The 24,586-nt window shown below is 41.9% G+C and carries 19 protein-coding genes, 1 rRNA gene, 2 pseudogenes and 2 riboswitches; of the genes and pseudogenes, 9 read left to right on the forward strand and 13 right to left on the reverse strand.

Annotated features, from left to right (window positions below):
• Positions 1–101 precede the first annotated feature (101 nt).
• Positions 102–1,651: ribosomal RNA gene (locus AAHT65_RS01240) — 16S ribosomal RNA — on the reverse strand.
• A gap of 704 nt (positions 1,652–2,355) precedes the next feature.
• Positions 2,356–2,457: riboswitch (TPP riboswitch) on the forward strand.
• A 98-nt stretch (positions 2,458–2,555) separates the two neighbouring features.
• On the opposite strand from AAHT65_RS01240, the gene thiT reads away from it, so the two are divergent.
• Positions 2,556–3,134, forward strand: a complete 579-nt coding sequence (gene thiT / locus AAHT65_RS01245; RefSeq protein ID WP_010789267.1) for an energy-coupled thiamine transporter ThiT — start codon at positions 2,556–2,558, stop codon at positions 3,132–3,134.
• Positions 3,135–3,170: 36 nt separating this feature from the next.
• Here thiT and AAHT65_RS01250 read toward each other — a convergent pair whose 3' ends face one another.
• The 4 genes from AAHT65_RS01250 to AAHT65_RS01265 all read right to left on the reverse strand — a co-directional run bounded on the left by AAHT65_RS01250 (position 3,171) and on the right by AAHT65_RS01265 (position 7,282).
• Positions 3,171–3,755, reverse strand: coding sequence for a class D sortase (locus AAHT65_RS01250; protein ID WP_003327228.1), 585 nt, complete (start codon positions 3,753–3,755; stop codon positions 3,171–3,173).
• 64 nt (positions 3,756–3,819) lie between these two features.
• Positions 3,820–5,007 carry a processed acidic surface protein gene (locus AAHT65_RS01255; protein ID WP_343310859.1) on the reverse strand — a complete coding sequence of 396 codons (1,188 nt, stop codon included), beginning with the start codon at positions 5,005–5,007 and terminating at the stop codon, positions 3,820–3,822.
• 178 nt (positions 5,008–5,185) lie between these two features.
• Positions 5,186–6,736: a flotillin lipid rafts scaffold protein FloT gene (gene floT, locus AAHT65_RS01260; protein ID WP_003327223.1), complete on the reverse strand. Its 1,551-nt coding sequence runs from the start codon at positions 6,734–6,736 to the stop codon at positions 5,186–5,188.
• 18 nt (positions 6,737–6,754) lie between these two features.
• Positions 6,755–7,282 (reverse strand): NfeD family protein, encoded by a 528-nt coding sequence (locus AAHT65_RS01265; RefSeq protein ID WP_088117840.1) that lies wholly within the window; start codon positions 7,280–7,282, stop codon positions 6,755–6,757.
• Positions 7,283–7,505: 223 nt separating this feature from the next.
• Between AAHT65_RS01265 and AAHT65_RS01270 the strand changes: the two genes are divergently transcribed.
• The gene (locus AAHT65_RS01270) at positions 7,506–7,985 is read left to right on the forward strand and encodes a DinB family protein (RefSeq protein ID WP_088118510.1); all 480 of its coding nucleotides are present in this window, start codon (positions 7,506–7,508) and stop codon (positions 7,983–7,985) included.
• A gap of 21 nt (positions 7,986–8,006) precedes the next feature.
• Here AAHT65_RS01270 and AAHT65_RS01275 read toward each other — a convergent pair whose 3' ends face one another.
• The 3 genes from AAHT65_RS01275 to betB all read right to left on the reverse strand — a co-directional run bounded on the left by AAHT65_RS01275 (position 8,007) and on the right by betB (position 11,381).
• Positions 8,007–8,588: an MOSC domain-containing protein gene (locus tag AAHT65_RS01275; protein WP_094232648.1), complete on the reverse strand. Its 582-nt coding sequence runs from the start codon at positions 8,586–8,588 to the stop codon at positions 8,007–8,009.
• Between the two features lie 94 nt (positions 8,589–8,682).
• Complete coding sequence (gbsB, locus tag AAHT65_RS01280; protein WP_010789274.1) at positions 8,683–9,891, reverse strand: choline dehydrogenase; 1,209 nt, start codon at positions 9,889–9,891, stop codon at positions 8,683–8,685.
• Between the two features lie 17 nt (positions 9,892–9,908).
• A complete protein-coding gene (gene betB, locus AAHT65_RS01285) occupies positions 9,909–11,381 on the reverse strand; it encodes a betaine-aldehyde dehydrogenase (RefSeq protein WP_343310860.1) in 1,473 nt (490 codons plus the stop codon).
• 201 nt (positions 11,382–11,582) lie between these two features.
• Between betB and cudC the strand changes: the two genes are divergently transcribed.
• The 4 genes from cudC (at position 11,583) to AAHT65_RS01305 (ending at position 15,262) form a co-directional block, all read left to right on the forward strand.
• Positions 11,583–12,140, forward strand: coding sequence for a choline uptake/conversion transcriptional regulator CudC (cudC, locus tag AAHT65_RS01290; RefSeq protein ID WP_003327216.1), 558 nt, complete (start codon positions 11,583–11,585; stop codon positions 12,138–12,140).
• Between the two features lie 211 nt (positions 12,141–12,351).
• Complete coding sequence (bslA, locus tag AAHT65_RS01295; protein WP_003327215.1) at positions 12,352–12,891, forward strand: biofilm surface layer hydrophobin BslA; 540 nt, start codon at positions 12,352–12,354, stop codon at positions 12,889–12,891.
• A 129-nt stretch (positions 12,892–13,020) separates the two neighbouring features.
• A riboswitch (cyclic di-AMP (ydaO/yuaA leader) is annotated at positions 13,021–13,169 on the forward strand.
• A gap of 80 nt (positions 13,170–13,249) precedes the next feature.
• Positions 13,250–13,918, forward strand: a complete 669-nt coding sequence (locus AAHT65_RS01300) for a potassium channel family protein (protein WP_003327214.1) — start codon at positions 13,250–13,252, stop codon at positions 13,916–13,918.
• A 6-nt stretch (positions 13,919–13,924) separates the two neighbouring features.
• Positions 13,925–15,262, forward strand: a complete 1,338-nt coding sequence (locus tag AAHT65_RS01305) for a TrkH family potassium uptake protein (RefSeq protein ID WP_088117843.1) — start codon at positions 13,925–13,927, stop codon at positions 15,260–15,262.
• A 34-nt stretch (positions 15,263–15,296) separates the two neighbouring features.
• Here AAHT65_RS01305 and AAHT65_RS01310 read toward each other — a convergent pair.
• From AAHT65_RS01310 to AAHT65_RS01330, 5 genes and pseudogenes are all read right to left on the reverse strand, one after another.
• Positions 15,297–15,549, reverse strand: a pseudogene (locus AAHT65_RS01310) (YiaA/YiaB family inner membrane protein).
• 110 nt (positions 15,550–15,659) lie between these two features.
• On the reverse strand, positions 15,660–16,505 hold the full coding sequence (locus AAHT65_RS01315; protein WP_010789279.1) for a glucosaminidase domain-containing protein: 846 nt from the start codon (positions 16,503–16,505) through the stop codon (positions 15,660–15,662).
• A 335-nt stretch (positions 16,506–16,840) separates the two neighbouring features.
• Positions 16,841–18,423 (reverse strand): annotated as a pseudogene (locus AAHT65_RS01320) (MFS transporter).
• A 657-nt stretch (positions 18,424–19,080) separates the two neighbouring features.
• Positions 19,081–19,812 carry a putative immunity/bacteriocin fusion bifunctional protein gene (locus AAHT65_RS01325; protein ID WP_343310861.1) on the reverse strand — a complete coding sequence of 244 codons (732 nt, stop codon included), beginning with the start codon at positions 19,810–19,812 and terminating at the stop codon, positions 19,081–19,083.
• Between the two features lie 47 nt (positions 19,813–19,859).
• Positions 19,860–20,129, reverse strand: coding sequence for a hypothetical protein (locus tag AAHT65_RS01330; RefSeq protein ID WP_343310862.1), 270 nt, complete (start codon positions 20,127–20,129; stop codon positions 19,860–19,862).
• Positions 20,130–20,559: 430 nt separating this feature from the next.
• Here AAHT65_RS01330 and AAHT65_RS01335 point away from each other — a divergent pair, with 430 nt between their 5' ends.
• The 3 genes from AAHT65_RS01335 (at position 20,560) to AAHT65_RS01345 (ending at position 24,529) form a co-directional block, all read left to right on the forward strand.
• Complete coding sequence (locus AAHT65_RS01335) at positions 20,560–20,886, forward strand: tyrosine-type recombinase/integrase (RefSeq protein ID WP_343310863.1); 327 nt, start codon at positions 20,560–20,562, stop codon at positions 20,884–20,886.
• Between the two features lie 1,453 nt (positions 20,887–22,339).
• The gene (locus AAHT65_RS01340) at positions 22,340–24,220 is read left to right on the forward strand and encodes a ribonuclease YeeF family protein (protein WP_343310864.1); all 1,881 of its coding nucleotides are present in this window, start codon (positions 22,340–22,342) and stop codon (positions 24,218–24,220) included.
• A gap of 18 nt (positions 24,221–24,238) precedes the next feature.
• Positions 24,239–24,529 carry a contact-dependent growth inhibition system immunity protein gene (locus AAHT65_RS01345; RefSeq protein ID WP_343310865.1) on the forward strand — a complete coding sequence of 97 codons (291 nt, stop codon included), beginning with the start codon at positions 24,239–24,241 and terminating at the stop codon, positions 24,527–24,529.
• The last annotated feature ends 57 nt before the right edge of the window (positions 24,530–24,586 follow it).

Raw genomic sequence — 24,586 nt, forward strand, 5'->3', positions numbered from 1 at the left:
AACAACATCTCGAAGAATCGAATGATCCTTCAAAACTAAACAAGACAGGGAACGTACTGTTTATAAGACCTAAGGTCTTATATTCCGTTAAATATCCTTAGAAAGGAGGTGATCCAGCCGCACCTTCCGATACGGCTACCTTGTTACGACTTCACCCCAATCATCTGTCCCACCTTCGGCGGCTGGCTCCATAAAGGTTACCTCACCGACTTCGGGTGTTACAAACTCTCGTGGTGTGACGGGCGGTGTGTACAAGGCCCGGGAACGTATTCACCGCGGCATGCTGATCCGCGATTACTAGCGATTCCAGCTTCACGCAGTCGAGTTGCAGACTGCGATCCGAACTGAGAACAGATTTGTGGGATTGGCTTAACCTCGCGGTCTCGCTGCCCTTTGTTCTGTCCATTGTAGCACGTGTGTAGCCCAGGTCATAAGGGGCATGATGATTTGACGTCATCCCCACCTTCCTCCGGTTTGTCACCGGCAGTCACCTTAGAGTGCCCAACTGAATGCTGGCAACTAAGATCAAGGGTTGCGCTCGTTGCGGGACTTAACCCAACATCTCACGACACGAGCTGACGACAACCATGCACCACCTGTCACTCTGCCCCCGAAGGGGAAGCCCTATCTCTAGGGGTGTCAGAGGATGTCAAGACCTGGTAAGGTTCTTCGCGTTGCTTCGAATTAAACCACATGCTCCACCGCTTGTGCGGGCCCCCGTCAATTCCTTTGAGTTTCAGTCTTGCGACCGTACTCCCCAGGCGGAGTGCTTAATGCGTTAGCTGCAGCACTAAGGGGCGGAAACCCCCTAACACTTAGCACTCATCGTTTACGGCGTGGACTACCAGGGTATCTAATCCTGTTCGCTCCCCACGCTTTCGCTCCTCAGCGTCAGTTACAGACCAGAGAGTCGCCTTCGCCACTGGTGTTCCTCCACATCTCTACGCATTTCACCGCTACACGTGGAATTCCACTCTCCTCTTCTGCACTCAAGTTCCCCAGTTTCCAATGACCCTCCCCGGTTGAGCCGGGGGCTTTCACATCAGACTTAAGAAACCGCCTGCGAGCCCTTTACGCCCAATAATTCCGGACAACGCTTGCCACCTACGTATTACCGCGGCTGCTGGCACGTAGTTAGCCGTGGCTTTCTGGTTAGGTACCGTCAAGGTGCCGCCCTATTTGAACGGCACTTGTTCTTCCCTAACAACAGAGCTTTACGATCCGAAAACCTTCATCACTCACGCGGCGTTGCTCCGTCAGACTTTCGTCCATTGCGGAAGATTCCCTACTGCTGCCTCCCGTAGGAGTCTGGGCCGTGTCTCAGTCCCAGTGTGGCCGATCACCCTCTCAGGTCGGCTACGCATCGTTGCCTTGGTGAGCCATTACCTCACCAACTAGCTAATGCGCCGCGGGTCCATCTGTAAGTGGTAGCCGAAGCCACCTTTTATGTTTGAACCATGCGGTTCAAACAAGCATCCGGTATTAGCCCCGGTTTCCCGGAGTTATCCCAGTCTTACAGGCAGGTTACCCACGTGTTACTCACCCGTCCGCCGCTAACATCAGGGAGCAAGCTCCCATCTGTCCGCTCGACTTGCATGTATTAGGCACGCCGCCAGCGTTCGTCCTGAGCCAGGATCAAACTCTCCGATAATGGATCGCAGATTAAGTTCGCCACATCCTGTGGTAACATCCGCGTGACCTGCATCGTGCAGGCCTTAGTTTGACTGACTACGCACATCGCTGTGCGATTTTTATGTTAAAACTTTGAATTAACAGGTACGTTTTGTCTTGTTTAGTTTTCAAAGATCATCTTGTCCGCCTCGTTTGAAGCAGCTTTATTACTATACCATTCAGCTTCTTTTATGTCAATAACTTTTTTTGATTTTTTTTGAAGCTTGTTGTTGTGTCACTGTTGTTTATCAGCGACGAATAATAATATATCATTCTGAAACATTTATTGCAATAGTTTTTTTAAAAAAATCTAGAATAAAATCAGAAACATAAATAAGGCAATTCTATTTATTCCTCTAAACTCTTTTAATCTCAGGGACTGATTGATTGAATACTAATTGAACACCGCATACTTCAGTGCTCAGTATTAGTGTTAAGTGCGTAAAAACTGGCACACCTGTTTACAGTGTGTCATCTCTTTTGGACTCATTTGAATTCACCTTACAACTACCCCTTTGAATATTTTCTTCTATATGAAGAGTAAACTAAATTTAGATTTTTAGAGAGACCGTTATAAGCTTATGCTTCAATGGACCGAACTGTATATGCTGCTGTTTTAATCACTTACATGTTATCTTGTTGTTTCTTTTATTTTCTTGTATAGTAGAAATGAACTAAATACTTGATGACCGCAAGGGGAGCATTAAAGCTGAGAGTGAACGGTTTCGTTCTGACCCTTTGAACCTGTTAGTTAACGCTGGCGTAGGGATGTGGCAAAGCCAAATGAATTGCAGAACGTAAAGCAGTGCGTGGAACTTTCCCCATCCTTCCCGCACTGCTTTTTTGTTTGTCCTTATGGATTGTCTAATGGAAGGGGAATTTTTATGAATCAATCAAAACAACTGGTACGCCTTATTGAAATTGCAATCATGACAGGGGCTGCAGTCATATTAGACATTATTTCCGGGATGTTTCTCCGGATGCCTCAAGGCGGATCGATCTCCATTATGATGATACCCATCTTTTTGATTTCGTTCCGGTGGGGAGTAAAAGCTGGCCTTACTTCCGGACTTCTGACCGGTCTTGTGCAGATTGCTATCGGTAATCTGTTCGCCCAGCATCCTGTTCAGCTTCTGCTCGACTATCTTGTCGCTTTCGCTGTCATAGGAATTAGCGGATTATTTGCTTCTGTTGTTTATAAAGCCGCTGTTTCAAAAGAAAAAGGGAAATTGATTGCTTCTGTCATTATCGCTGTTTTTATCGGGAGTTTTTTACGCTATGCCGCCCATGTCATTTCCGGCGCGGTGTTTTTTGGCAGTTTTGCCCCTAAAGGCACTCCGGTATGGATTTATTCTTTAAGCTATAATGCAACCTATATGGTGCCTTCTTTCATAATATGCGCTGTTGTGCTCTGTTTATTATTTATCACAGCTCCGCGTCTTTTACAGACAGAGAAGGCTTAACATTGCAAAAACCAGCGGAATCATTCCGCTGGTTTTTTATGTTTCCTCTAGATTCGCAACCAGTACATATCTTTCCGGAGCAGAGCCGATAAAGTCAAAGGGATAACAAGTCGATAATGTGAGCGTGGCACGCGGCTTAGGTACAATGATTGTTCGATCATCTGAATCTACAATTCGCACCTTTTTGACTTTATAAGTGAATGTGCCGTAGGATGCTTTTACGATTAACTTATCCCCTTTTCCAACTTCGCCCAGCTTTCTGAATACAGTATCACGGTGGCCGGCAAGGACCGAATTATCATTTTCACCCGGCAAGACGGAGCCTGCATAATGCCCTACTCCTTTTACAAGCTCGTCCTCATCCGTTCCATGGTAAATCGGCAATTCGGCGCCTATCTTCGGTATGACCAAATCGCCGATTTTTTCTCCCGTTTGAAAGGTTTCGTTAATTTCTTTAGCTTTTGTTTTTGGTTCTGCCGCCTTAGCGGTGCCTGAAGCATTTTTTTCATTTGCTGTTTGCTCTTTGAACTGGCCGAATTGAAACAGCGCGTAACCTTGTAATAGCTTCCATGCATTTGTGGAAGTAATATATAGACCTCCGGCTATTAGGCATATGGACAAAATAAAGACTGTTTTTCGTTTGTTAGATTGTTTAAAACGTTTAATGTGCGGTCACTCATTTCTTTTACTTCAATGATGCTGTTTTACGAAGTTTTCTTATCATAAGCAGTCCGCCGGCTAGCAATAAAAGCCCAAACATAGACCATTCCGCATAATGGCCTGCTGTTTTAGGGAGCTTGGCGCCTTTTACCGTTTTTTCCACCTGTGCGGCGCTGGTTTTTTTAGGCTTTGTTGACGTTTTGCTCTCTTTTACAATCTGTTCTGCTTTTCGGATATCGCTCCCGGTTTGATGTGCTGTTTCAGAGTCTACCATGTCCGCCGTAAAAATAGCGTCAAGCAGGAATTTTCCGTTCCAGTCATATAGTTCAACCAGAAGCTTGGACCCTTGGACCGGGTTGACAGACAACAGGCTCCGGGCTGTAAGTTCTTTTTTGCTGTTTCCATTAATGAGATAAAATTTCGTTTTCACTTGAAAAGTGTCTTGAAAATCGTTCATCACATCGAGCAGTTCCGCAATTTCGCCGGCAGATAGTTCACTGATGCTCGTAAAACTTGGCAAATCAAGCAGGCGGTCTGATAAAGCTAATAGCTTGTCCGAAAACTGAGGATCTTTTTTCTCCAAAGCGGACATATGCTGATAGAGATTCTCCAATTCATTTTGGTCGATGCCGATTTGGCTGAACAGTTTCATAAATTGTTCTTCCGCTTGCTTCTCTTCTAATGCTGCGGATAGATACTCTTCTGCATCCTCTATTGAATCTGTATATAACCTGATATCTTCATCACCAGGGAACATCTTTGCGTATTCACTTTTAGTCAGTCCGTATTTTTTCAGCAGGGCTGCAAAATTTTTGTCAGTCAGCGGTGTGTAGCTTGTTATGTAATCAAGTGCGCTGACAAAGTCATCGGCAAATACATACACATCCTGAATGGCTTGGCTTTTTTGAAGAAAACCGAACACAAACAGCTGGTGCTCCGCTTCTTTCTTGCTCATGCCGTATTCTTTTAAGTAAGCGGCGAGCGCTTTATCCGTCAGCCTCTCTCCCAGATACTCCCGCAATTCAGCGGCGGATGTAAAGTCATTCAAATCTTCATCATAATTTTCTTTTAAATAGGTTTGCAATTCTGTTTTTGTCATTCCTATTTCTTTTAGATAGCTTTGAAGCTCTTCTTGCTTTGGTGCCGCTGATACTTGCATCGCCGGGGCGATGATCAGCAGGCAGATAATCACGCACATTAATTTTTTAGTCATGTATATGACCCCCTTTTTTACTATACAAATAGATTATACTGGAATTCCTTAAAAATAATAGGTATTATTCCGTAAAATATATGATTAGAGAAAATAAAGAAACAGCAAGTCTTTTTTACCTGCTGTTTCTTTATTTCAAGGTTATTCTATCTTTATTCGGAGCAGTGCCGCCCCTTTCTTACTCTGTTTTTTCTTCTATTGAAGTTTCCCTAATAGGCTGTTTTGGTTCTTTCAGTTCATTCGTTAGCTCATGAATACTTTGTTTGATATTTCCTTTTCCCGAAAAATTCTCAATGATTTCCTTAACGTCTATTCCTGAAGATGCTTTTAAGCTTTCTTGGAGGCTGGACATCAAATTGGTCGCATAGCCTGTTACTTTGTTGGCGCCGCTGCCCTCACCGTTACCTCCGGTGTCAACGACAGTGATTTTATCAATATTAGAAAGCGGAGCTGATACTTGTTTTGCGTATTCAGGAAGCATTTTGACAATCATGTCGAGGATCGCTGCCTGGCCGTATTTTTCAAAGGCTTCCGCAATTTTTTCTTTCGCTTCCGCTTCTGCAAGACCTTTTAAGCGGATAACCTCTGCCTCTGTTTCCCCTTTTGCTTTTTCAGCTTCGGCTTTCGCAAGACCGTCAATTCGCACCTTTTCAGCTTCAGCCTTTGCCATCGCTTCGATACTGTATTGCTTGGCGTCTGCTTCTGCCAGCTGTTTTGCTTTTTCAGCGGCTGCGGATTGTTCGACTGAGTAACGGTCGGCATCTGCCTTTTTCTTCACTTCGGAGTCATATTGGCGTTCGCGGCGCAGAATTTCTTTTTCTTCTAATTCAATTTGCTTTTGCCGCTCGATGATTTTGACCTGCATTTCCTGCTCAGTTACTTGCTGGCGGGCTCTGGCCGTTTCCAAATCGTACGCCTGGTCGGCGTTTGCTTTCGCTGTATCTTGGTCCCTGCGGTATTCAGCCATTTTGAGCTGGTTCAATTTTTCGGCTTCGGCTATTTCCGTCGCACGTTCAAGCTCTGATTTTTTCGCATCTTTCGCAGCTTCTGCGCGTTTTATTCTTGTTTCTTTATCCGCCTCTGCGGTTGCGATATCAGCATCACGCTTTACTTGAGCGATTCTCGGCTTCCCTAAGGATTCCAGATAGCCGTTTTTATCACGGACGTCTTTGATCGTAAACGATACAATGATAAGCCCCATTTTAGCGAGATCCTGAGACGCGACACGCTGCACTTCTTGAGAAAATTTCTCTCTGTTTTTATAAATTTCTTCTACTGTCATAGACCCGAGTATGGAACGCAGATGCCCTTCCAATACTTCTCTCGCTTCCTGTTCGCGGTCTTCTTTTGATTTTCCTAAAAATTGTTCGGCTGCTGTGGCGATTTCTCCGATTGAACCGCCGATTTTAATAATCGCTGTTCCGTCGGCCATGACTGGCACGCCTTGTTCGGTATATACTTCAGGTGTTGATACATCGAGTTTGCTTGATAGCAAGCTTAACGGTTCTGCCTGCTGGAAAACCGGAAGGACAAAGGTTCCTCCGCCCCTGACGATTTTCAGACGGTTTCCGCCTTCATCCACGTGTACGTTTTTATTGCCGAGATAGCTTCCTGTTACGATTAATGCTTCATCAGGCCCGGCCGTTCGATATTTTGTAATAAAAACGGCAATGAGAGCGATAAGTAAAAAGAATACAACTCCGATTACAATTAAAATAGGCATGGTCATTCTTTATTCCCCCTTGTTTTATAATGGTTCATGAGGCGTGACGGAGAGAACCCCTTTGTTCACATCGACTATCAATACGACTGTCCCGTAACCGATCTGTTCGTTGTCAAAGCTGATTGCAGATTTTGAGATGGCGCCGCCGATCCCTTCAATCAATACTTCTCCATAGCCGTCAACCGGTACAGCTGTAATCACTTTTCCGACTCTGCCTTTTAGATCTCCTTCTCTGTAGGTCAGCGATTCTTCCGCAGATGAGAGCGGAACAAGTACAAATATATGCAGCAAACTGACTAACAGCACTGAAAGTATGGAAGAAAAAAGTGCGATAATCGGGCTGGAAAGCGGTACGGCTGTTTCTCCTATATAGCCTGATGCCGCAAAAAAAGTGAAAAACGCGAGCACTAAAGCCGGATTAAGAAAAGAGATCGGAACAGCCTCCAGCAGCCCTTCAAACATATCACTGAAAAATACAAATAGCAGCGTCAGGCTTCCGGCTATGATGAGTGTATAAAGATAAAGCGTTTGAATCGGAAAACCGAGTTCCAATTACCTCATCCTTTCTTATCTTGGGTAAGTTATCGTTACTTCAATTTTCACTTTACGGGGACAGGGTCTTGAGGGATGCTGACGGATTGATTGCTTTTGGGGCTATCTTTTAATACGGCTTTAGCGGTAAAAAGTTTCATATTTGTATAGATAAGCCGCTTAGCGGAGTTTAAAAATGATTATAGAGACCGTTTATGATAAGCTTTTTGCAGGAGGAGATGTCATGAGTATCTTTTATGAAGCCAGATTGGAAACATGGAATGAAATTAAAGGTCTTACTGATGATCAGCTGAACAAAAAAACGTCTGCGGACGAATGGAGCATACGTGAAGTCCTTGATCATTTAAAGCTAATTGATGCAGCTGCACAGACCGCCTTTAAAGATCGGGTGAAGGATGCACCGTTAAAAGAAATAGAGGAAAAACCGGTTGAAATGGCAGAGGACAGAACGAACAAACGCAAGGCCCCGAGCCATTTCGAACCGGATCAAAGCTACATGTCAGGCAGCCAAATGAAACAAGAGCTTGATGTCGTGAGAGAACAGCTGACGTCTATCATCGCCTCATTAAAAGAGGACGACTTCAATAGAGTGCTGCCTCATCCCGTTTTTCAGGAGCTGACAGTCAAACAGTTCATTGATTTTATCGGCCATCATGAAAAACGGCATCTCAGCCAAATAAAAGAGATTAAAGAGAAGATATAATGAAAAAAAGGGTCTGATGATTCAGACCCTTTCTGCTTTTGGCTTTATCTTTATCGTATTGTAAGAGTGGACTTCAATAGAATCTCCTGCAAAAACGGCACCAGGGCGCTCGACGACGCAAACGATTCCCCGCCTGCCCATCGCGTGACGCACAAACGCCGAGGCAAGCTTAGGCTTGTCCGGATAATAAGATTGAATCACCTCTCCCGGCTGTATACACGGATGGTTTTCCCCCTCACACAATAACGCGGCCCCGCTTGGAAAAATCAGTCTGCTTCCTTCATGTAAAGAAGTCAGTTCAGGCAGGCCGCTGATCTCCACATTCGCACCGAGCCACTCTGGAAAAATTTCGGGCACGCCCATTTTCCCGGCGATTTCTGCACATTCTTCAGCAGAGACAATTGAAATTTGTCTGCGATTGAAAATTTCAGTCCCTCTTTTATACATCGGCTCCCGCGCACCGGCCCGTTTTGTAAGTCCGAAATGCAGATCACCGGGTATGCCGCCATAATCAAAATGCAATTCATCCATTTGTTTTGTAACGAAATTCTTTGTATCCGCAATATAAAGCCCTTCTGTTGCAGCAGCAAGACGCTTCCACATATGCCGGCACATCCTTTTTCTATTATTGATTTCCAACTATTTCAATTATCTTATCATAAAAAAACCCCGCTCTGTAAAGGAGCGGGGTGTTTCATTATACTGTTTTAGGCGTAAGGTTAAAGCAGCGTTTATAAATCCAGTTGTACGTTTTTTCATTTAAATCTCTCGGATTGCCGAATGTTTGGGGATCTTTCATCGCTTCTTTAGATAAGCGCTCGATCATATCAGGTGATACGCCTTGCTCTTCTAAAGTCGGAACCTCTAAGTCTTCTACAAGATCATACATCCAGTTTACAGATGCTTTCGCCGCTTCTTCTGTAGACATATTGCTTGTATCAATGCCGAATGCTTTTGCGATACGAGCAAATTTCTCAGGATACCCTTTCCAATTGAATTCCATTACAGGTCCCATCATTGCTGCGACACATTGGCCGTGAGCAACAGGAATAATGCCGCCAAGTGTTTGGCTCATCGCGTGTGCCGCGCCTGCTGATTCGCTTCCGTATGAAAGGCCGGCAAGCATTGCAGCCTGTGCCATTCCGTATCTTGCTTCAAGGTCCTCTCCGTCGGCAAAGGCTCTTCTGATGTAGTGCGCCCCGTATTCAATCGCCATCAGCGCCACGGCATCCGTGATCGGCTGGGCAAATTTCATTGTATAGCACTCAATTGCGTGAGCAAGCGCATCGATTCCCGTCATTGCCGTTACATGAGGAGGCATAGAAACATGAAGCTCAGGATCAATTACTGTTAAGTGAGCGGCGATCAGCGGTCCGCCTGTATTAAACTTGAATTCGCGCTCTTCATCTGTAATAACAGCCCATTGCGTTACCTCTGAACCTGTTCCAGCTGTTGTCGGAATCGTTGTAAGCGGAGGAATACGGTTTTCTAACGGTTTTTTTCCGTCTGCTGCTTCATAATCAAGCACGCTTCCTTCGTGTGTCGCTTCTACTCCGATGGCTTTTGCTGTATCCATAGAGCTTCCGCCTCCGACAGCGACCAAACCGTTGCAGTTTTCTTTTTTATAAATAGTTGATCCTTCATTAACAAGCCGAACAGGAGGGTTTGGTTCTACTTTATTGAAAAGGACGACTTCTATGCCCGCTTCCTTTAATGATTCAATAACCGGATCCGCGACTCCCGCTTTGTAAATTCCAGGGTCAGTCACAAGCAGCGCTTTTGAAACGCCTAGTGCGCCCACTTCTTCCCCTACGTGTTTCACCGCGCCGATTCCGTGCTTGATCACCGTTGGAATTTCGAATGTATGGAATTTATGCATGCTTTCTACTTTCATATTTAAAGTCATTTATAATCTCCTCCTTCTTATGAATGAAACCAATTAACTGCAGCTGGTTTTGTATTGCGGTATATGTGTTTGACTTCTGTATATTCTTCAAACCCGATTTTACCAAGTTCGCGTCCAAATCCGGATTGCTTATAACCGCCCCAAGGCGCTTGTGCAAAGTATGGGTGGAAGTCGTTGATCCAAACTGTACCCATTCTCAAACGAGCGGCTACACGTTCACATTTTTCAATATCCTTTGACCAAACCGCTCCGGCCAAACCATAAATGGTATCGTTCGCAAGTGCGATAACCTCTTCTTCTGAGCTGAAGGTTTCAACTGTTAAAACAGGGCCGAACACTTCTTCCTGAACAATTCTCATGCCAGATTTACAGTTTGAGAAAATCGTAGGTTCATAGAAAAAGCCATTTTGAAGCGCTGGGTCTTCAGGGCGTTTGCCGCCTGTTTCCAGCTTTGCACCTTCTTCGATCCCGATTTCCACATATTTTTCAACCTTAGCTCTATGTTCCGCAGAAATAAGCGGTCCGCTTTCTGTATCCTCATGGAAGCCATTTCCGAGCTTAATGCGCTTCGTCCGTTTCACAATCTCTTCTAAAAACTGATCATGAATGGCTTCATCCACAAGCAATCTTGATCCTGCGGAGCAGACTTGGCCGGCATGGAAGAAAACGGCGTTCAGCGCCTGATCAACAGCCGTTTCCAAATCAGCATCTTTAAAGACGATATTCGGATTTTTACCGCCCAGCTCAAGCGCAATTTTTTTGACGTTTCCGCTTGCGGCCTGCATGATTTTTTTGCCTGTTTCGATGCCGCCTGTAAATGAAACCAAATCAACATCTATGTTTCTGGCAAGCTCGTCACCCACCGTTGCGCCAGGGCCTAATACTAGGTTTGCGACACCTTTTGGAATTCCGGCTTCCTCCATCAGCTTGAATACTTTGATTGTCGTCAGCGGCGTGATTTCACTCGGCTTGAGGACGATCGTGTTTCCAGCAGCCAATGCCGGAGCGATTTTCCAGCTTGCTTGCAAGAGCGGATAATTCCAAGGGGTAATCTGTCCGCAGACGCCGATCGGTTCTCTGACGACTCTGCTTTCTGAATCGGGAATCGGAGATGCAATAACTTCTCCTCCGTCTTTATCCGCAAGTCCGGCGTAATATTGGAAGACATTTGCGATATCATCCATATCCGCTTTGCTTTCCTCTAATGTTTTTCCAGTATCGAGCGATTCAAGTTCTGCTAATTCGTCCAGATCTCGTCTGATTAATTCCGCAATTTTCAGAACAATCTTGCCGCGTTCCAGTCCCGGAAGGTTTGACCATTCTCCTTCATCAAAGGCTCTTCGGGCGGCTGCGATTGCTTTTACAGCATCCTCCCGTTCCCCTTCGCTGACTGTTGCAATTTCTTCTTGATTAAATGGATTGATAATGCTTCGGATCTGCTTTTTTTCTGCGCTGATCCATTCACCGTCAACATATAATGTTTGACTCATATAAGCCCTCCTTACCGAAAAGTAAGTTTGTTAAATAAAAATTTAATGTTTTTAACAATTTAAATGTATCATATGGTTTTTATGCTGTCAAAGCCTGCTTGTTTTATTTTTTGTTTTGACTTTTCTCTGTGTTTCGTTAAGATAAAGAACATAAAGAAATGACTTAACAAATTTAATCTTCTAAAGGAAAAGAGGGACAGTATGGATGAAAATCCAGAATTCGCAGCTATAGAACAAGCAAGAGATCTTGTGATAGATTCAATTGCTGAAACGATGGATCTCTACGGAATCACCCGCAGTGTCGGGATATTATATGGAACAATGTATATGCGGGATGAAATGACGCTTGATGAAATGCGCGAGGAATTGCAAATGAGCAAGCCCAGCATGAGCACCGGGGTAAAGAAGCTTCAGGATTTAAATGTCGTGAAAAAAACCTTTCACCGCGGAATCAGAAAGCATACATTTGTGGCGGAAAAGGATTTCTTTAAGTTTTTCACGAATTTTTTCCCTCCTAAATGGGAGCGGGAGGTTCAGGTTAATCTGAAAGCGATTGAGGAGGCCCAGGCTGATTTACAAACAGTGCTGGAGAAGGAAGAACTTCATGAGGAATCAAGAAATGAAGCCAGGCATTTATATGAACAGCTGGAAAGCTCTAAAGCATATTATGATTGGCTGAAGCGGCTTGCAGAATCCGTTCAGAGCGGAGAGATTTTCAAATTTATCCCTATAGAAACCGAAGGAAAAACGCCTGAGTGAAAACAGGCGTTTTTTTCTTTCATTTTGTCGTTTTGTGTTTTTTTTTGCATGATAATCATCTTGAAAATATAGGAATAACAACCCATTTACTTCCAAAACAATTGATGATAATTTTAATAGGTAAAAATTGGTCGACAATCCTCGAAGGAGGTGAAAATAAGGGTGGGCCAGGATTTACAATTACAACTACTTTTAGGGGGATTTAACTAACATGAAACATAAGCTATTCGCTTCTTTGATCACAAGTTTATTGGGCCTTGTATTACTGATGGCCGTTCCTGCTACTTCTTTTGCGGCTGAATCTAAGTCAGCTGCCAATGAACCTACTATGCATACGACAGCAACTGCATCCTTATTTGCAAAAATCACTGGCACAAGCAAACAAGAATGGTCGTTTTCTGATATTGAATTGACTTACCGTCCAAACACGATTCTTAGTTTAGGTGTGATGGAGTTTACATTACCGAGCGGATTTACTGCGACAACAAAGGATTTTGTCAACGGGCATGCGTTGCGCGAAAGACAGATTCTTAATAACGGAAAAACGGTAAGACTTCCATTGAACCTTGATTTACTAGGCGCTGCAGAATTTAAATTGAAGTTAAACAATAAAACACTTCCTGCTGCCGGTACATATACTTTCCGTGCAGAAAATAAATCTTTGAGCATCGGTTCGAAGTTTTATGCGGAAGATAGCATTGTTGTAGAAAAGCGCAGCACACCGCCTACAAAGCCTTGTAATTGCAACTAATCTTTTCAAAGGACCGGCACAAGCAGTACTTGCTTGTATCGGTCTTTTTTTTGTATTTTTCCCATCTTATAAATTTTATTGACAAACACTTGAAACAGGAGTACATTCTTGAGTGATCCATCAATACAGTCTCTTTTACCGCTTAATCACACATGAACGGGGGAACCATTTTCGATCGTTTCAAAAAGCGATCTTGGGGTGAATCTTACGTTGTAAGAAGGGGTACTCTGAATCCCTAACCCGACAGCTAACCTCGCAGGCGTATACAGAGAGGAGGTCTATTCTGCGGCCATTTTTTGTAATGGTCTTTTTTTATCTTTTTACGATAGATCATTATGTTTATAAGGAGTCATGAAAATTGGGGAGAATAAAAAATAAACAATTTGCTGTAATCGGTCTCGGCCGTTTTGGGGGAAGCATCTGTAAAGAGCTGCACAGAATGGGCCATGAAGTGCTGGCAGTAGATATAAATGAAGATAAAGTAAACGCGCACTCCTCCTTTGCAACTCATTCGGTTGTTGCAAATGCGACGGAAGAAAATGAGATGAATTCATTGGGGATCCGCAATTTCGAATATGTCATTGTCGCGATCGGAGCAAATATCCAAGCAAGCACTCTGACAACGTTATTATTAAAAGAGATGGACATACCGAATATCTGGGTGAAGGCTCAAAATTATTATCATCATAAAGTGCTTGAAAAAATAGGCGCCGATCGGATCATCCATCCCGAAAAAGACATGGGAATTAGAATCGCGCAAAGCCTTTCTGACGAAAATGTTCTCGACTACATTGATTTATCTGAGGAATACAGTATCGTCGAATTGCTCGCTACGAAAAAACTGCATTTTAAATCTATACTTGATTTGAATGTGAGGGCAAAATACGGCTGCACCATTCTGGCCATTAAGCATAATGGTGAGATTAACGTTTCTCCCGCGCCGGAAGCGGTCATCCATGAACAAGACTGTCTTGTGCTGATGGGCCATAAAAGAGATATTAAACGTTTTGAAAACGAAGGGATGTAGACGAAGGTGACGTTTCAAAAGGAAACTGTGATCAAATGGGTTCGTTTTTCCCCGCCGCAAGTGCTAGCGATAGGTTTTTTCCTTACAATTATGATAGGTTCATTGATGCTAAAGCTGCCAATCGCGTCAAATGGGCCTTTAACGTGGATTGATGCTCTTTTTACGTCTGCTTCGGCGACTACAGTTACAGGGCTGGCTGTTGTTGATACCGGGACTGAATTTACTGTATTTGGCCAGATTGTCATCATGGCTCTGATCCAGATCGGCGGCCTTGGTTTTATGACATTCGCCGTGCTCATCGTCATTATGTTAGGGAAAAAAATCGGCCTGAAAGAAAGAATGCTCGTTCAAGAAGCGTTGAATCAATCAACAATCGGCGGAGTGATACGTCTCGTAAAAGTACTGTTTATGTTTTCAATCAGCATTGAATTGACAGCCTTTTTCCTTTTGTCTTTTCGTTTTGTACCTGAATACGGATGGGGATACGGCCTTTTTACCAGTTTATTTCACGCAGTATCCGCTTTTAACAACGCCGGGTTTTCTTTATGGCCGGATAATTTAATGGGTTTTGCAAATGATCCTGCGGTCAATATTATCATTACCTTCTTATTTATTACAGGAGGAATCGGGTTTACGGTTTTGTATGATATATGGACATATCGCCGGTTTAAGGCGTTTTCGCTTCATACTAAACTGATGCTTTCAGGCACCCTTTTATTAAACGTACTTGCAATGCTTGTGATTCTGACTCTTGAATACAGCAATCCAGGCACTCTCAGCTCTATGCATTTTACTGATAAGCTATGGGCCTCGTATTTTCAAGCTGTGACCCCTCGAACTGCCGGATTTAACTCTGTTGATTTCGGCAGCATGAGAGAGTGCACTCTTGTGTTCATTTTGCTTCTGATGTTTATCGGTGCCGGCAGCGGTTCTACAGCGAGCGGAATAAAACTGACTACCTTTATCGTTATCATGATGTCTGTTATCGCGTTTTTAAAAGGAAATAAAGATACCGTTATTTTCCGCCGTACCGTTAAACACGCCGTGATCATTAAATCCTTAGCTGTCAGCGTCATCAGTTTATTTATAGTGTTTATAGGCATTTTTGCCCTCACTATCACAGAACATGCTCCATTTCTTCAGATCGTATTTGAGACCTTTTCAGCTTTTGGTACAGTCGGGTTGTCTATGGGTCTGACCCCGGAATTGTCAACAGCCGGCAAATGTATCATCATTGTTATAATGTTTATTGGAAGAATCGGCCCTTTGACATTGGTTTTTTCATTCGCCAAAACTGAAAAATCAAATATCCGCTATCCTGACGGTGAAGTATTTACAGGATAACAGCAAAAAAGCTGGCGCGTCGGCGCCAGCTTTTTCATTCTGCATGTGAGTGGTTTTGTTTTTTTCCTGCTCAGCAATGATGTCGTTATCTTCCGCGTTGTCTCTTGTCACCTTTTGAGTGAGGATTGCGCCAACCGCCACAAGAATCATCACAGAATGTAGTACCCTTTTTCGTTCAGTTCAAGGTTATCTGCATTATAGAGCTCGATACAAAATAAAAAGAACGCCCGCAAAAAAGTGAAATAGGCCAATATCGTAAAGGCAGGCGTATTTCTTCTATTGCATATTTATTCCTCCGCTGGTGTATGAATATACAAACTGCTGTGAATTATTATACCGTATATTTCCTCCATTGGAACTAAAATTTAAAATATTGATTATCGCAGCCGATCCGCGCTTACGTTTCCTCACTCAATTGAATAGCTGAATCATCAACCCAGCCGACTAATTTATCATTGATTTGGAATTGGTACCAGACTGATTGGCCTTTTTGCTTTTTAGAGACTACCTTAATATTCTCCCCGACAAAATCCTGTACGGAAGATAGTTTGATAGATTTTGCATCTTTAGAAGGCTTCGACCAAACATCTTCAAACGCATTATCTTTAACTGAGCCGTTTAAATCTACTGATTTGATAGAAGGGTTTACTTGATCGAATTCATCCAAACCGTAATTCTCGACTATGCTGCTGATTTTGTCTGCATAATCAGGGTCTGTCGCATAACCGGATTTTTGGAGGGCAACGGCCGCTTTTTTATAATCTTTGGCCTCTAGTACAGGCTGATATTTCTTTTTGTTCCATGACGTGCCTCGGACAAATAATTTGGCGTGATCATTCATTGATTCAAAGAATGTGCGGTATTTCCGGAATTTTGCACGAATCGTTTTTCTTTCCCCTTTTTCAAATTCGTCCGTTTCCATGGTGACGTGCTTTCCTTTATAATCCCCTTTAATCCCAAACAGATTATTGGCCTCAGATGCAAGTTCGCTGTTTCCCCAGTTTGATTCCAAAATGGCCTGAGCGATTGTGATGCTGGGAAGCACGTGATATTTTTCATATAAAATTTGCGCATGACCTGAAAGACTGTCAATAAATACCTGCTTCTCATCAATTTCCTCAGGTTCTTTGGCTGTTTCGATAGGTTTTGATAAAGTTGTCACAAGAACAAACAACCCAAGAGCAGTCGCTGCAACGAAAAATACAGATATAAAGAGTTTAAGTTTTGATTTTTTTCGGGACATAAGAACCTTCCTTTAATTAAAAGATGACGAGTGTAAAAGAACGATACATTTAAGAATTTTACTTGCACTTCTAATATTTTTCAATTCCTTAGGGAAAAAGTTGCGGATACGCCAAACTTGTTCATACATTGCTGCATACGCATTTCAAGCGGTCGTATGAAAAAGAACAGTTATATTAGAATCGTTTTTGTTCTGTCTCCTGTTAGAGTACTAGTAGTCTGACGGAAACCGGAGGAGAATAGTTACAATAACCTAGTTTATTATGAAAATAAAATAAACCCTTTCTCGTTATGAGAAAGGGTTCTGCCCTAACATATATAGTTACTAAAAGTATCTCATGTATCGCTTTTTGTCAAACCCGGCTTGTTAAAATTTTTAAGCGCATCCCGATATTCCTTATCATGAATCACTTTATGATGAGTGAATCCGGCAACTTGCTGAAATACCTGTTTTGCATGTTTCTCACGTTTATCATGGGGTTTGTGAGCTAACTTGTGGCCCATGCCTGTAGCATTCATAAAGAACGATAAGCATACTAAAATCAAACTTAAAATAAAGGACACAAGAAAAAGATCGTGATAGGTGGCGATCAGCGCTTCATGCAATGATTGGGTTCCTTCTTGATCCACACCTGTATTCGATGTCAGGAGTCTGCCGGCAGAATCCTTTTTCGTAAAATAGCCTATCAATATTGGCACTCCCATATATACAAAGAGCCTCAAAAATTGAACAGTTGTCATTCTCTTTACAAGATCCGGAAGAGGGCCGCCTAAAGCAGTCCCATCAAACCCGCGGCAACTGTCAGTCCGGTTCCCGCTGCCAACATGATAAAAATGGCGGCAAACATATATAAAGACATTTGAGATTCTATATGAATCCATTGAAAATTAACAAAAACGAGAGTGAGAGAACCTATAATTCCGAGCATCCCCGGTCCGATTTTATCAAAAAAGAGAGCGCTTATCACAGCAGCAATGGCCACTCCGATCAAAAGGCTCATATTCAAAAGAAGCAGGTGTTCTCGTGAAATATCATACATCTCATGAAGCAGGCCCTGAAACGCCGAGAGGCTTACTGCAATAGCAATAGTCCCCGCAGCTATAATGAATAATCCAAGTACAGGCTTTGGAATCAGCATCATTTTAATTGAGATAAAAGGATTTTTCACTTTATACTCTACTATCAATAAGATCAGGAGAATAAAAATGCTTCCGCCAATACCTGCCCATACATAGCCTGATGAAAAGCCCCACTTGTGCAGATGAATGAATGTATAGGCTGCGGTGACAGAAAGACATCCGGTTAAAACGGCTCCAGTGATGTCAAATGATGACTTCTCCTTTTCCGTGCTTGCATGTTGTTCACCCTGCAGAAAGAAATAGCTTACAATCATTCCTATTAAAGAGAGAATGCCAAAGGTATAAAACAGCCATCTCCAATGGCCGTAGTTTAAGGCTATTGTTCCTAATATTGTTCCGGTAATAACCGAACCATAAAATCCGCCGATGAGAACTAATAATGCGTAGTTCCGACGATCCAGCTGAAATGACAAAACGAGCATAGGAATCATAATCATCAGCATGACGCCGGTAGCAGCTCCTTGTAAAAAACGGCCTGCCGCCAGCGATAAGATATCATTGGATAATGCAAATAGAAGCGCCCCTACTATAAAAACGGACAATGATGCCATATATATCGGCCGGGCGCCGAATCTTTTTCTCAGCAAGGGACCCATCGGTACAAATAAAGCAAAGGCCATATTTCCGATAATAATGGGATTTAGTGAAGCAAAGCTCCCCGTCACCACAGTCTTTTGAACAAGACTTTGAACTCCCGTCAATGCGGTGTTGGACATTAACCCCGGACCGACAGCTAAGACAGCAAGTAAAGAAATCACCCAGTAATGTTTCGTCTTCATGTTGTCATTCCTTTCTATAATGTCCTGATTAAATTGAAGAAAACGCGGACGGGCCTGACGATTGATTGTCCTTGTGCGTATCATTTTTATCAAAGCAAAAGAAGCTAATAGATGAAATAGGCCATTAGCTTTTTATTAATCCCTGCCCCATAGGTGCATCTATGACGAAGGATTTTATCATTTATTATTTCATTATAATATGTGAAAAAATGAGCATTAAACTCAGTCATTATTTCAAACTGCTTGGGATTTGTCAACGGCACTGGGTTTCAGCAAAAAAACAAAAGCTTCAAAAGCTTTTGCCAGACAATCATATTTATGGAGCCAAGGGGGCTCGAACCCCTGACCTCTACGCTTTTAGTTTTCTCCTTACATACTTTACTATAATTCCACATACTCTATAAACCTTGATATGACAGGCCTCAAAGACTCTTTCATCCTTTTTAATTCTTTGACGTAATTCTTTGTAATCTATATTTTTTAAAATTTTGTTGCCATTTTTATTTCTTCATTTGCCCCTCGTAAAATGACTCTGATACCTGACTGGGCAAAACGCCCACCCAGCTTCTAACATCGTGAAATGCGCTTCCAGCTTTTAGACAAAACAAAAAAACCCCCCATATTAAATGAGAGTCAACACAACATTATTCATAAAATTTACGCACATGCGGCAGCCATTGCTGCTCCACACACAACATCACATGCTACACCTGCAGGCGGGAATGCAAGAGTAACCACTCCACAGTAGTTAATACACGCTAATACTCCAAGCATCCCACAAGCAAAGGATTTTCCACTCCAACTGAATCCTTGGGTTGACATTTGACCTGGAGAGCTAACCGCATTATCTTTTCCAAACACTTTGAAATTACTATCATTTTTCTGGATGAGCACAGTAACATCATCTTGATGTTTAGAGTTATGAGGCACTTTCAAAACACTAAAATTAAAGAATTTTTTAGTTTCTTTGGCGTATCCTAGTGTATATGTAATGACATCGCCTTTTTCATTTTTATAAACACCGTAGACAAACTCTAAATCAGATTTCGTTCTATCTTTATCAATCTGAGCATTTTTGTAAAGTAAACTCTTATCTTTTAAGTCTACTTTTTTGTAACCCAAATCTTTGTATTTATCAATAGTATCTTTAAATTTGTCACTCTTCTCAGCTGCAAGTTGTTCTACTTCTTTAACACCCTTGTTACTCAATGTTTCTACATCAATGTTGTACACATCTTTAATCTCTTTTATTAGTTTCGCTTTGTCACTACCTTTTGAACATGTTTGACACTCTTGATCGCCACTGCCATTCTTGGTAGTTGCTGAAGCATTGAGTGGTAATAATGCCATTATTGCCACCGCTAAAATTAAAGCTAACTTTTTCCTCATATTTCTTTCTCCTTTGAATTTATTTAAAAACACGCCGAAGCGTATTTTTATCCTTTTTTATCTTCACCTTCCCAGATATCCCCAAATCTTCCGTATAAAAATTTAAGAATTAAACCCAAGATAATACCAAATAAAAGGAAAAGCACTGCATATATCAAGAAATCTGTAGTCATCATTTGTTTTCCTTTCATTGATCCAACAACGAATTGAACTACAATAAAAATAAGAGCCATTCCAGTTGTCGTAAAGGGTAAGCGTTTTACCCAACCATTATAATTTTTCTTCATTTTTTCAACTGTTAGCTTTTTAGTTGCCATCTGAATCACTCCCCTCATAAAAATCCTATCATAAATAATTTTTCCAAAGGGTAATCTTTTCGAATCATTTCACTTTAAAAATTAGTAAAAATGGTGAGTAAAAGATCAAGAAGAAAAGGGTCATTTGTCTTGGCTTTTCTTCTGATCTTTTGCTTGATTGGTTGAGACCGTGGATAACGGCTGGACAAGTTGTCTGCCTGAATTTGCTTGTGAAAAAAATAAACAAACTCAAGCAGGCGACTGATTAACTTGATTGTATATCAACTTGCGGTATCCGTGTGTATCACCCTATTTGCCGTTGGTTATTCCCCAAACAAGCCTACTGTGTCAAGTGTCCCTAACAGGTTCAGAAAATCCAACTTTGGATCCTTCTACTTGTGGCTTGTCCTACATAGTCAGTACAGCACTTGACTATGGTGTAGACAACAAGATGATCAAAACCAATGTAGCTAAAAAAGTAATACTTCCTAAAGAACCTAAACGCAAGAGAATTGATGTTTGGGATTTAGAGCAAGCTAACCAATTCCTTGAAACATCTAAAGAGGATGAACAAAACAGGTATCATTTGGCTTATGCTATCGCTATTATCTGTGGAATGCGTCAGGGAGAAATACTAGGGCTTACCTGGAAAGATGTTGACCTAGAAGAGAACCTTCTTTTTTTGTTGAACAAACATTGTCTCATGACGGTAAGGAAATTCTCGATGATACTAAGACTAAAAAAAGTAGACGAACAATTGAATTTAGTGAATCATTAGTAGATCAATTTAGAGAACAAAAAAAGGTTATTGAGAGCGAGAAAGAAAAGTTTGGGGACGATTACCAAGATCAGGACTTAGTAATATGCACAGAGCTTGGTAACCTAATCAATGCACGAAACGTTCCTAGAAAGCAAGCTAAATGGAAAGAAACCAACTTTGAATGATCTGAAAAGGAAGACAGGAAAGAAAGAAGAGGATATCCGTGCAGCTGTGAAGTATGTTTAAGCTTATTACTTTATTACTTATTATTTCTAGTTAATTCTTTAAAAGGAATTAGATGATTCGATTTAGACCAAATTTCTAAGTTAATGTTAATACTACAATACGGTTGCCTAAGAGCAACCGCAATTCTACTATCGACCCGTTAGCTTAAACATAAAAAGCACCTGTTTTCAGGTGCCCCAAACAACTATGATATTCTCCTCAATCTATTCGCGCCGAATCCACTGCTTTGGTATGTTTTGACGAGATCGCCCAATCGTACCGAAAAGCCCAAGATGCCGCTGCCCCTGTTCGTTCCACGCGGTACATCATACCACTCTCCGCTTAATTCCACCGCCCCACTCCAATCGTAACTCACTTCCCCTTCTAACACATTGGTCCAATTATGACCACTGCCGTTGTCGCTTAATCCTACCCACCAGATCTTATTGTTATCAAGATGCCGGATGTAGTAAATGCCTCCATCGTCGCCTCGCCAGGTTCCTGTCAAATCGTACGCAGGTTGCCTCCAATGAGTTAGTATAGGTACCTGATTGTAGTACATAAGTAGCACTCCTCTATTGGAATTTTTATTCGTTACAGCATAAGTCCACAACAAACAGCTAGCTTTACCATCGAAGTCGTTGCCATGTAGTCGCGCCAATTCCACCGGCTACCTTGGTCAACCGGTCTCCACTACGGGCGACGACCAAGGTGCCGCTGCCCCTGTTCGTTCCACGCGGTACATCGGCCCAATTGCCAGAGATTACTTCTGATCCAGTCTCATCAAACATCCGCATTCCATGAAACACGTGTGTCCAGTGTTGCCCCCTGCCGTTGTCGCTAAAGCCTGCCCACCAGACATGGGGGTCATCATGCCGGATGTAGTACACGCCTCCATCGTTGCCTCGCCAGATTCCTGTCATATCCGTTTCCTGCCGAGTCGCTTGTGCATCAACAAAAGACTCCCGATCATGCATATGCCTCCAATGAGTTAGCATAGGAACCTGATTGTAGTACATAATTAGCACTCCTCTATTGGATTTTTTTGGTTTTATCACAACATAACATATGCCAAAACAAAACAATTGAACCTAGGGATTAGAAATCTCAATGATCTGATTCGAATAGTAGGTATAATGACACACATCGAATTGATCATTCCGCCCTTTTGAACCACATTACATTCTGCTTCTTCTTTTTCCCATGGTAAAATCTTGTTGAAGTTTTTAAATGAAAGGATATGAACATGAAAGTATTTGAAGCCAAATCACTGCTTTCCGAAGCTGATAAACGTGCAAAAGAATACAAAGAATTAAGAAGTCAGATGATCAATCTAAAGAAGGCCTTTAAAGCCGTAGCTGATTTAGATGACAGTGAGTTTTCCGGAAAAGGTGCAGATAACATCAAAGCATTTTATAAAGATCACGCGGGTGTGGCTAATCAATGGATTGATTTAGTTGACATGAAGATTGCGTTTTTATCAAGTATTTCTGGCGTTTTAGAGGACGCCAGCTTATCCGATGCCTACGTGGAGGAATCTTTCTTAGAACATGAACTGTCTAACGCCTATACGAAATCTAAATCCATCATGTCTGAACAGAAAGAAGCCATGAAAGACATATTGAATGATATTGACGATATCCTCCCGCTTGATCTGTTTTCAACAGAAGACTTCAAAGACGAACTCGCCGATGCGAATGATAAGCGAAAAAAAACAGTCCAAAAACTAGGCACTGTAGACGAAGCGCTTATGACAGAATATGCCCAGTCGGAAACCAACGAGCAATTTATCAAGTCGGACTTTCAAAAGTTAGAGGAATCCACAGGTAAAGGAAAAAATGCTACGCCAATTCACTATAATGCCAAAGCATACCGTGAAAGTGACATACATAAGAAAAAGGGCGAAATTGAAAAGCGCACTGAAGCCTATTTAGCCATCAAAAAAGAAGAAGCAAAAGAACGTGAAATCAAGGACCTGAAGAAGAAACTTGCAGATGGTGTGACAGACCCGGATGAATATTTAGAAATTGCCAAGAAGATCGGATATGAGAACCTTACATCCGCTCAGAAGCAGTACGTCCTCCAGCTTGAACAACTAAAACAATCAGTGGAAGTTGTTGAGACGACTTGGGATGCTGTTAAAGGAGTTGGTGTTGGCCTTTATGATGTTGGTAAAGACACGGTAACAGGCGTCAAAGATTTAGCTGTCGGCGCATGGGAATTCTCTCAGCTCTCCGATGAACAAAAATTAGCCAAAACCATTTCAACAGTATTAAACACGCCCTCTTATGCAAAAATCATATGGACAAACATAGCCGATTCGTGGAATGATAAAATGGTTAACGGAGATGCGTATTCAAGATCACATTACATTACCTATGCGGTCGGAAGCCTTGTTGGACTAAAAGGGGCTGGCTCTGCTGTAAAGGTTACAGGAAAACTGGGTAAAGCAGGCGCTGCGAAGGTCGATAAAGTGCTCGAAGCTGGAGAAAAAGCTACTACTAAACACGTTAAAACAGGGATCAAAAAAGGAAAAGACTTTATCAGTTCTTTATCTAAAAATAATTATGAACCTTCACTTGTTGGAATAGCTCATGACATCGATAATACGTATAACGCAAAAAATACCCCTCTATTAAAAAGTATTATTGAAGATAAAAAAGAGAGTGTTCTCAGGAAATCTGGGACTTCTAACAACTATGGTGTAGATAATATGAAACAGGGTGATAGTACCCCTCTCGCACCTGGTGGAGGATTAGCTGCTCATGAAGCAAAAGGCGGGCACCTTATCGAAAGACATGTTGGGAAGACTGACGAGGAATTATTTCAACGATTAATAAAAGACACAAAAATTTCTGGATCTTCTTCATTTAAAGATAGAGCTACTGCAGAAAAGGTCGCAAGTTTAGTTTTGAGTGATCCAAAAAACATTAGTAAAATAAAAAAATGGCTCTCTAATTCTAATAGTAGACCTACTCTTCCTTTAAGATACAAAGGTGATGGAGAAGTTCTCGGAAGAAGGGTAGACCAAGACTCAAATGTTGCTAAGGATGTTACCAACGCCACAATAGTATTGAAAAAGAGTAAAAATGGAGAGTTTATTTTAACTGGTTATCCTACAAAATAAAAGGAGTTTTGAATAACAATGTACGATAATTATGATATTCTGGAAGAATTAAGTGATTTTTTAGAAGGAACATTTCATCAGGATATGGATTCACCAGAACAAGCTCTGGAAGAATTTATAGCTGAATCAAGTAAAGAATGCTTAGTTTTCACAATAAAATTTTGTGAAGAATTTTTAAATAAAGACATACCTGATCAAGAAAAAGAGAGCTTTATAAAATCAAACTCGGAGATTTATTTTCCGGCAATCGGTTTAACTCCTTTACAATGGTTGAAAAAAGTAATAACAGAAATAAAAGAGGCTATTTGAAAAGATGGAAAGCCTGGCGGATTAGGCGATCGAACTATTCTTGATGTATTTCAAACG

This window comes from Bacillus atrophaeus, from assembly GCF_039519175.1.
Lineage (GTDB): Bacteria > Bacillota > Bacilli > Bacillales > Bacillaceae > Bacillus > Bacillus atrophaeus.

Coding starts and splice junctions, on each gene's coding strand:
- AAHT65_RS01315 (WP_010789279.1), bottom strand. CDS start 16,505: ATGTCCCGAAAAAAATCAAAACTTAAACTCTTTATATCTGTATTTTTC.
- thiT (WP_010789267.1), top strand. CDS start 2,556: ATGAATCAATCAAAACAACTGGTACGCCTTATTGAAATTGCAATCATG.
- betB (WP_343310860.1), bottom strand. CDS start 11,381: ATGAGTCAAACATTATATGTTGACGGTGAATGGATCAGCGCAGAAAAA.
- AAHT65_RS01340 (WP_343310864.1), top strand. CDS start 22,340: ATGAAAGTATTTGAAGCCAAATCACTGCTTTCCGAAGCTGATAAACGT.
- AAHT65_RS01270 (WP_088118510.1), top strand. CDS start 7,506: ATGAGTATCTTTTATGAAGCCAGATTGGAAACATGGAATGAAATTAAA.
- AAHT65_RS01345 (WP_343310865.1), top strand. CDS start 24,239: ATGTACGATAATTATGATATTCTGGAAGAATTAAGTGATTTTTTAGAA.
- floT (WP_003327223.1), bottom strand. CDS start 6,736: ATGACCATGCCTATTTTAATTGTAATCGGAGTTGTATTCTTTTTACTT.
- AAHT65_RS01330 (WP_343310862.1), bottom strand. CDS start 20,129: ATGGCAACTAAAAAGCTAACAGTTGAAAAAATGAAGAAAAATTATAAT.
- gbsB (WP_010789274.1), bottom strand. CDS start 9,891: ATGACTTTAAATATGAAAGTAGAAAGCATGCATAAATTCCATACATTC.
- cudC (WP_003327216.1), top strand. CDS start 11,583: ATGGATGAAAATCCAGAATTCGCAGCTATAGAACAAGCAAGAGATCTT.
- AAHT65_RS01255 (WP_343310859.1), bottom strand. CDS start 5,007: ATGACTAAAAAATTAATGTGCGTGATTATCTGCCTGCTGATCATCGCC.
- AAHT65_RS01275 (WP_094232648.1), bottom strand. CDS start 8,588: ATGTGGAAGCGTCTTGCTGCTGCAACAGAAGGGCTTTATATTGCGGAT.
- AAHT65_RS01335 (WP_343310863.1), top strand. CDS start 20,560: ATGATCAAAACCAATGTAGCTAAAAAAGTAATACTTCCTAAAGAACCT.
- AAHT65_RS01325 (WP_343310861.1), bottom strand. CDS start 19,812: ATGAGGAAAAAGTTAGCTTTAATTTTAGCGGTGGCAATAATGGCATTA.
- bslA (WP_003327215.1), top strand. CDS start 12,352: ATGAAACATAAGCTATTCGCTTCTTTGATCACAAGTTTATTGGGCCTT.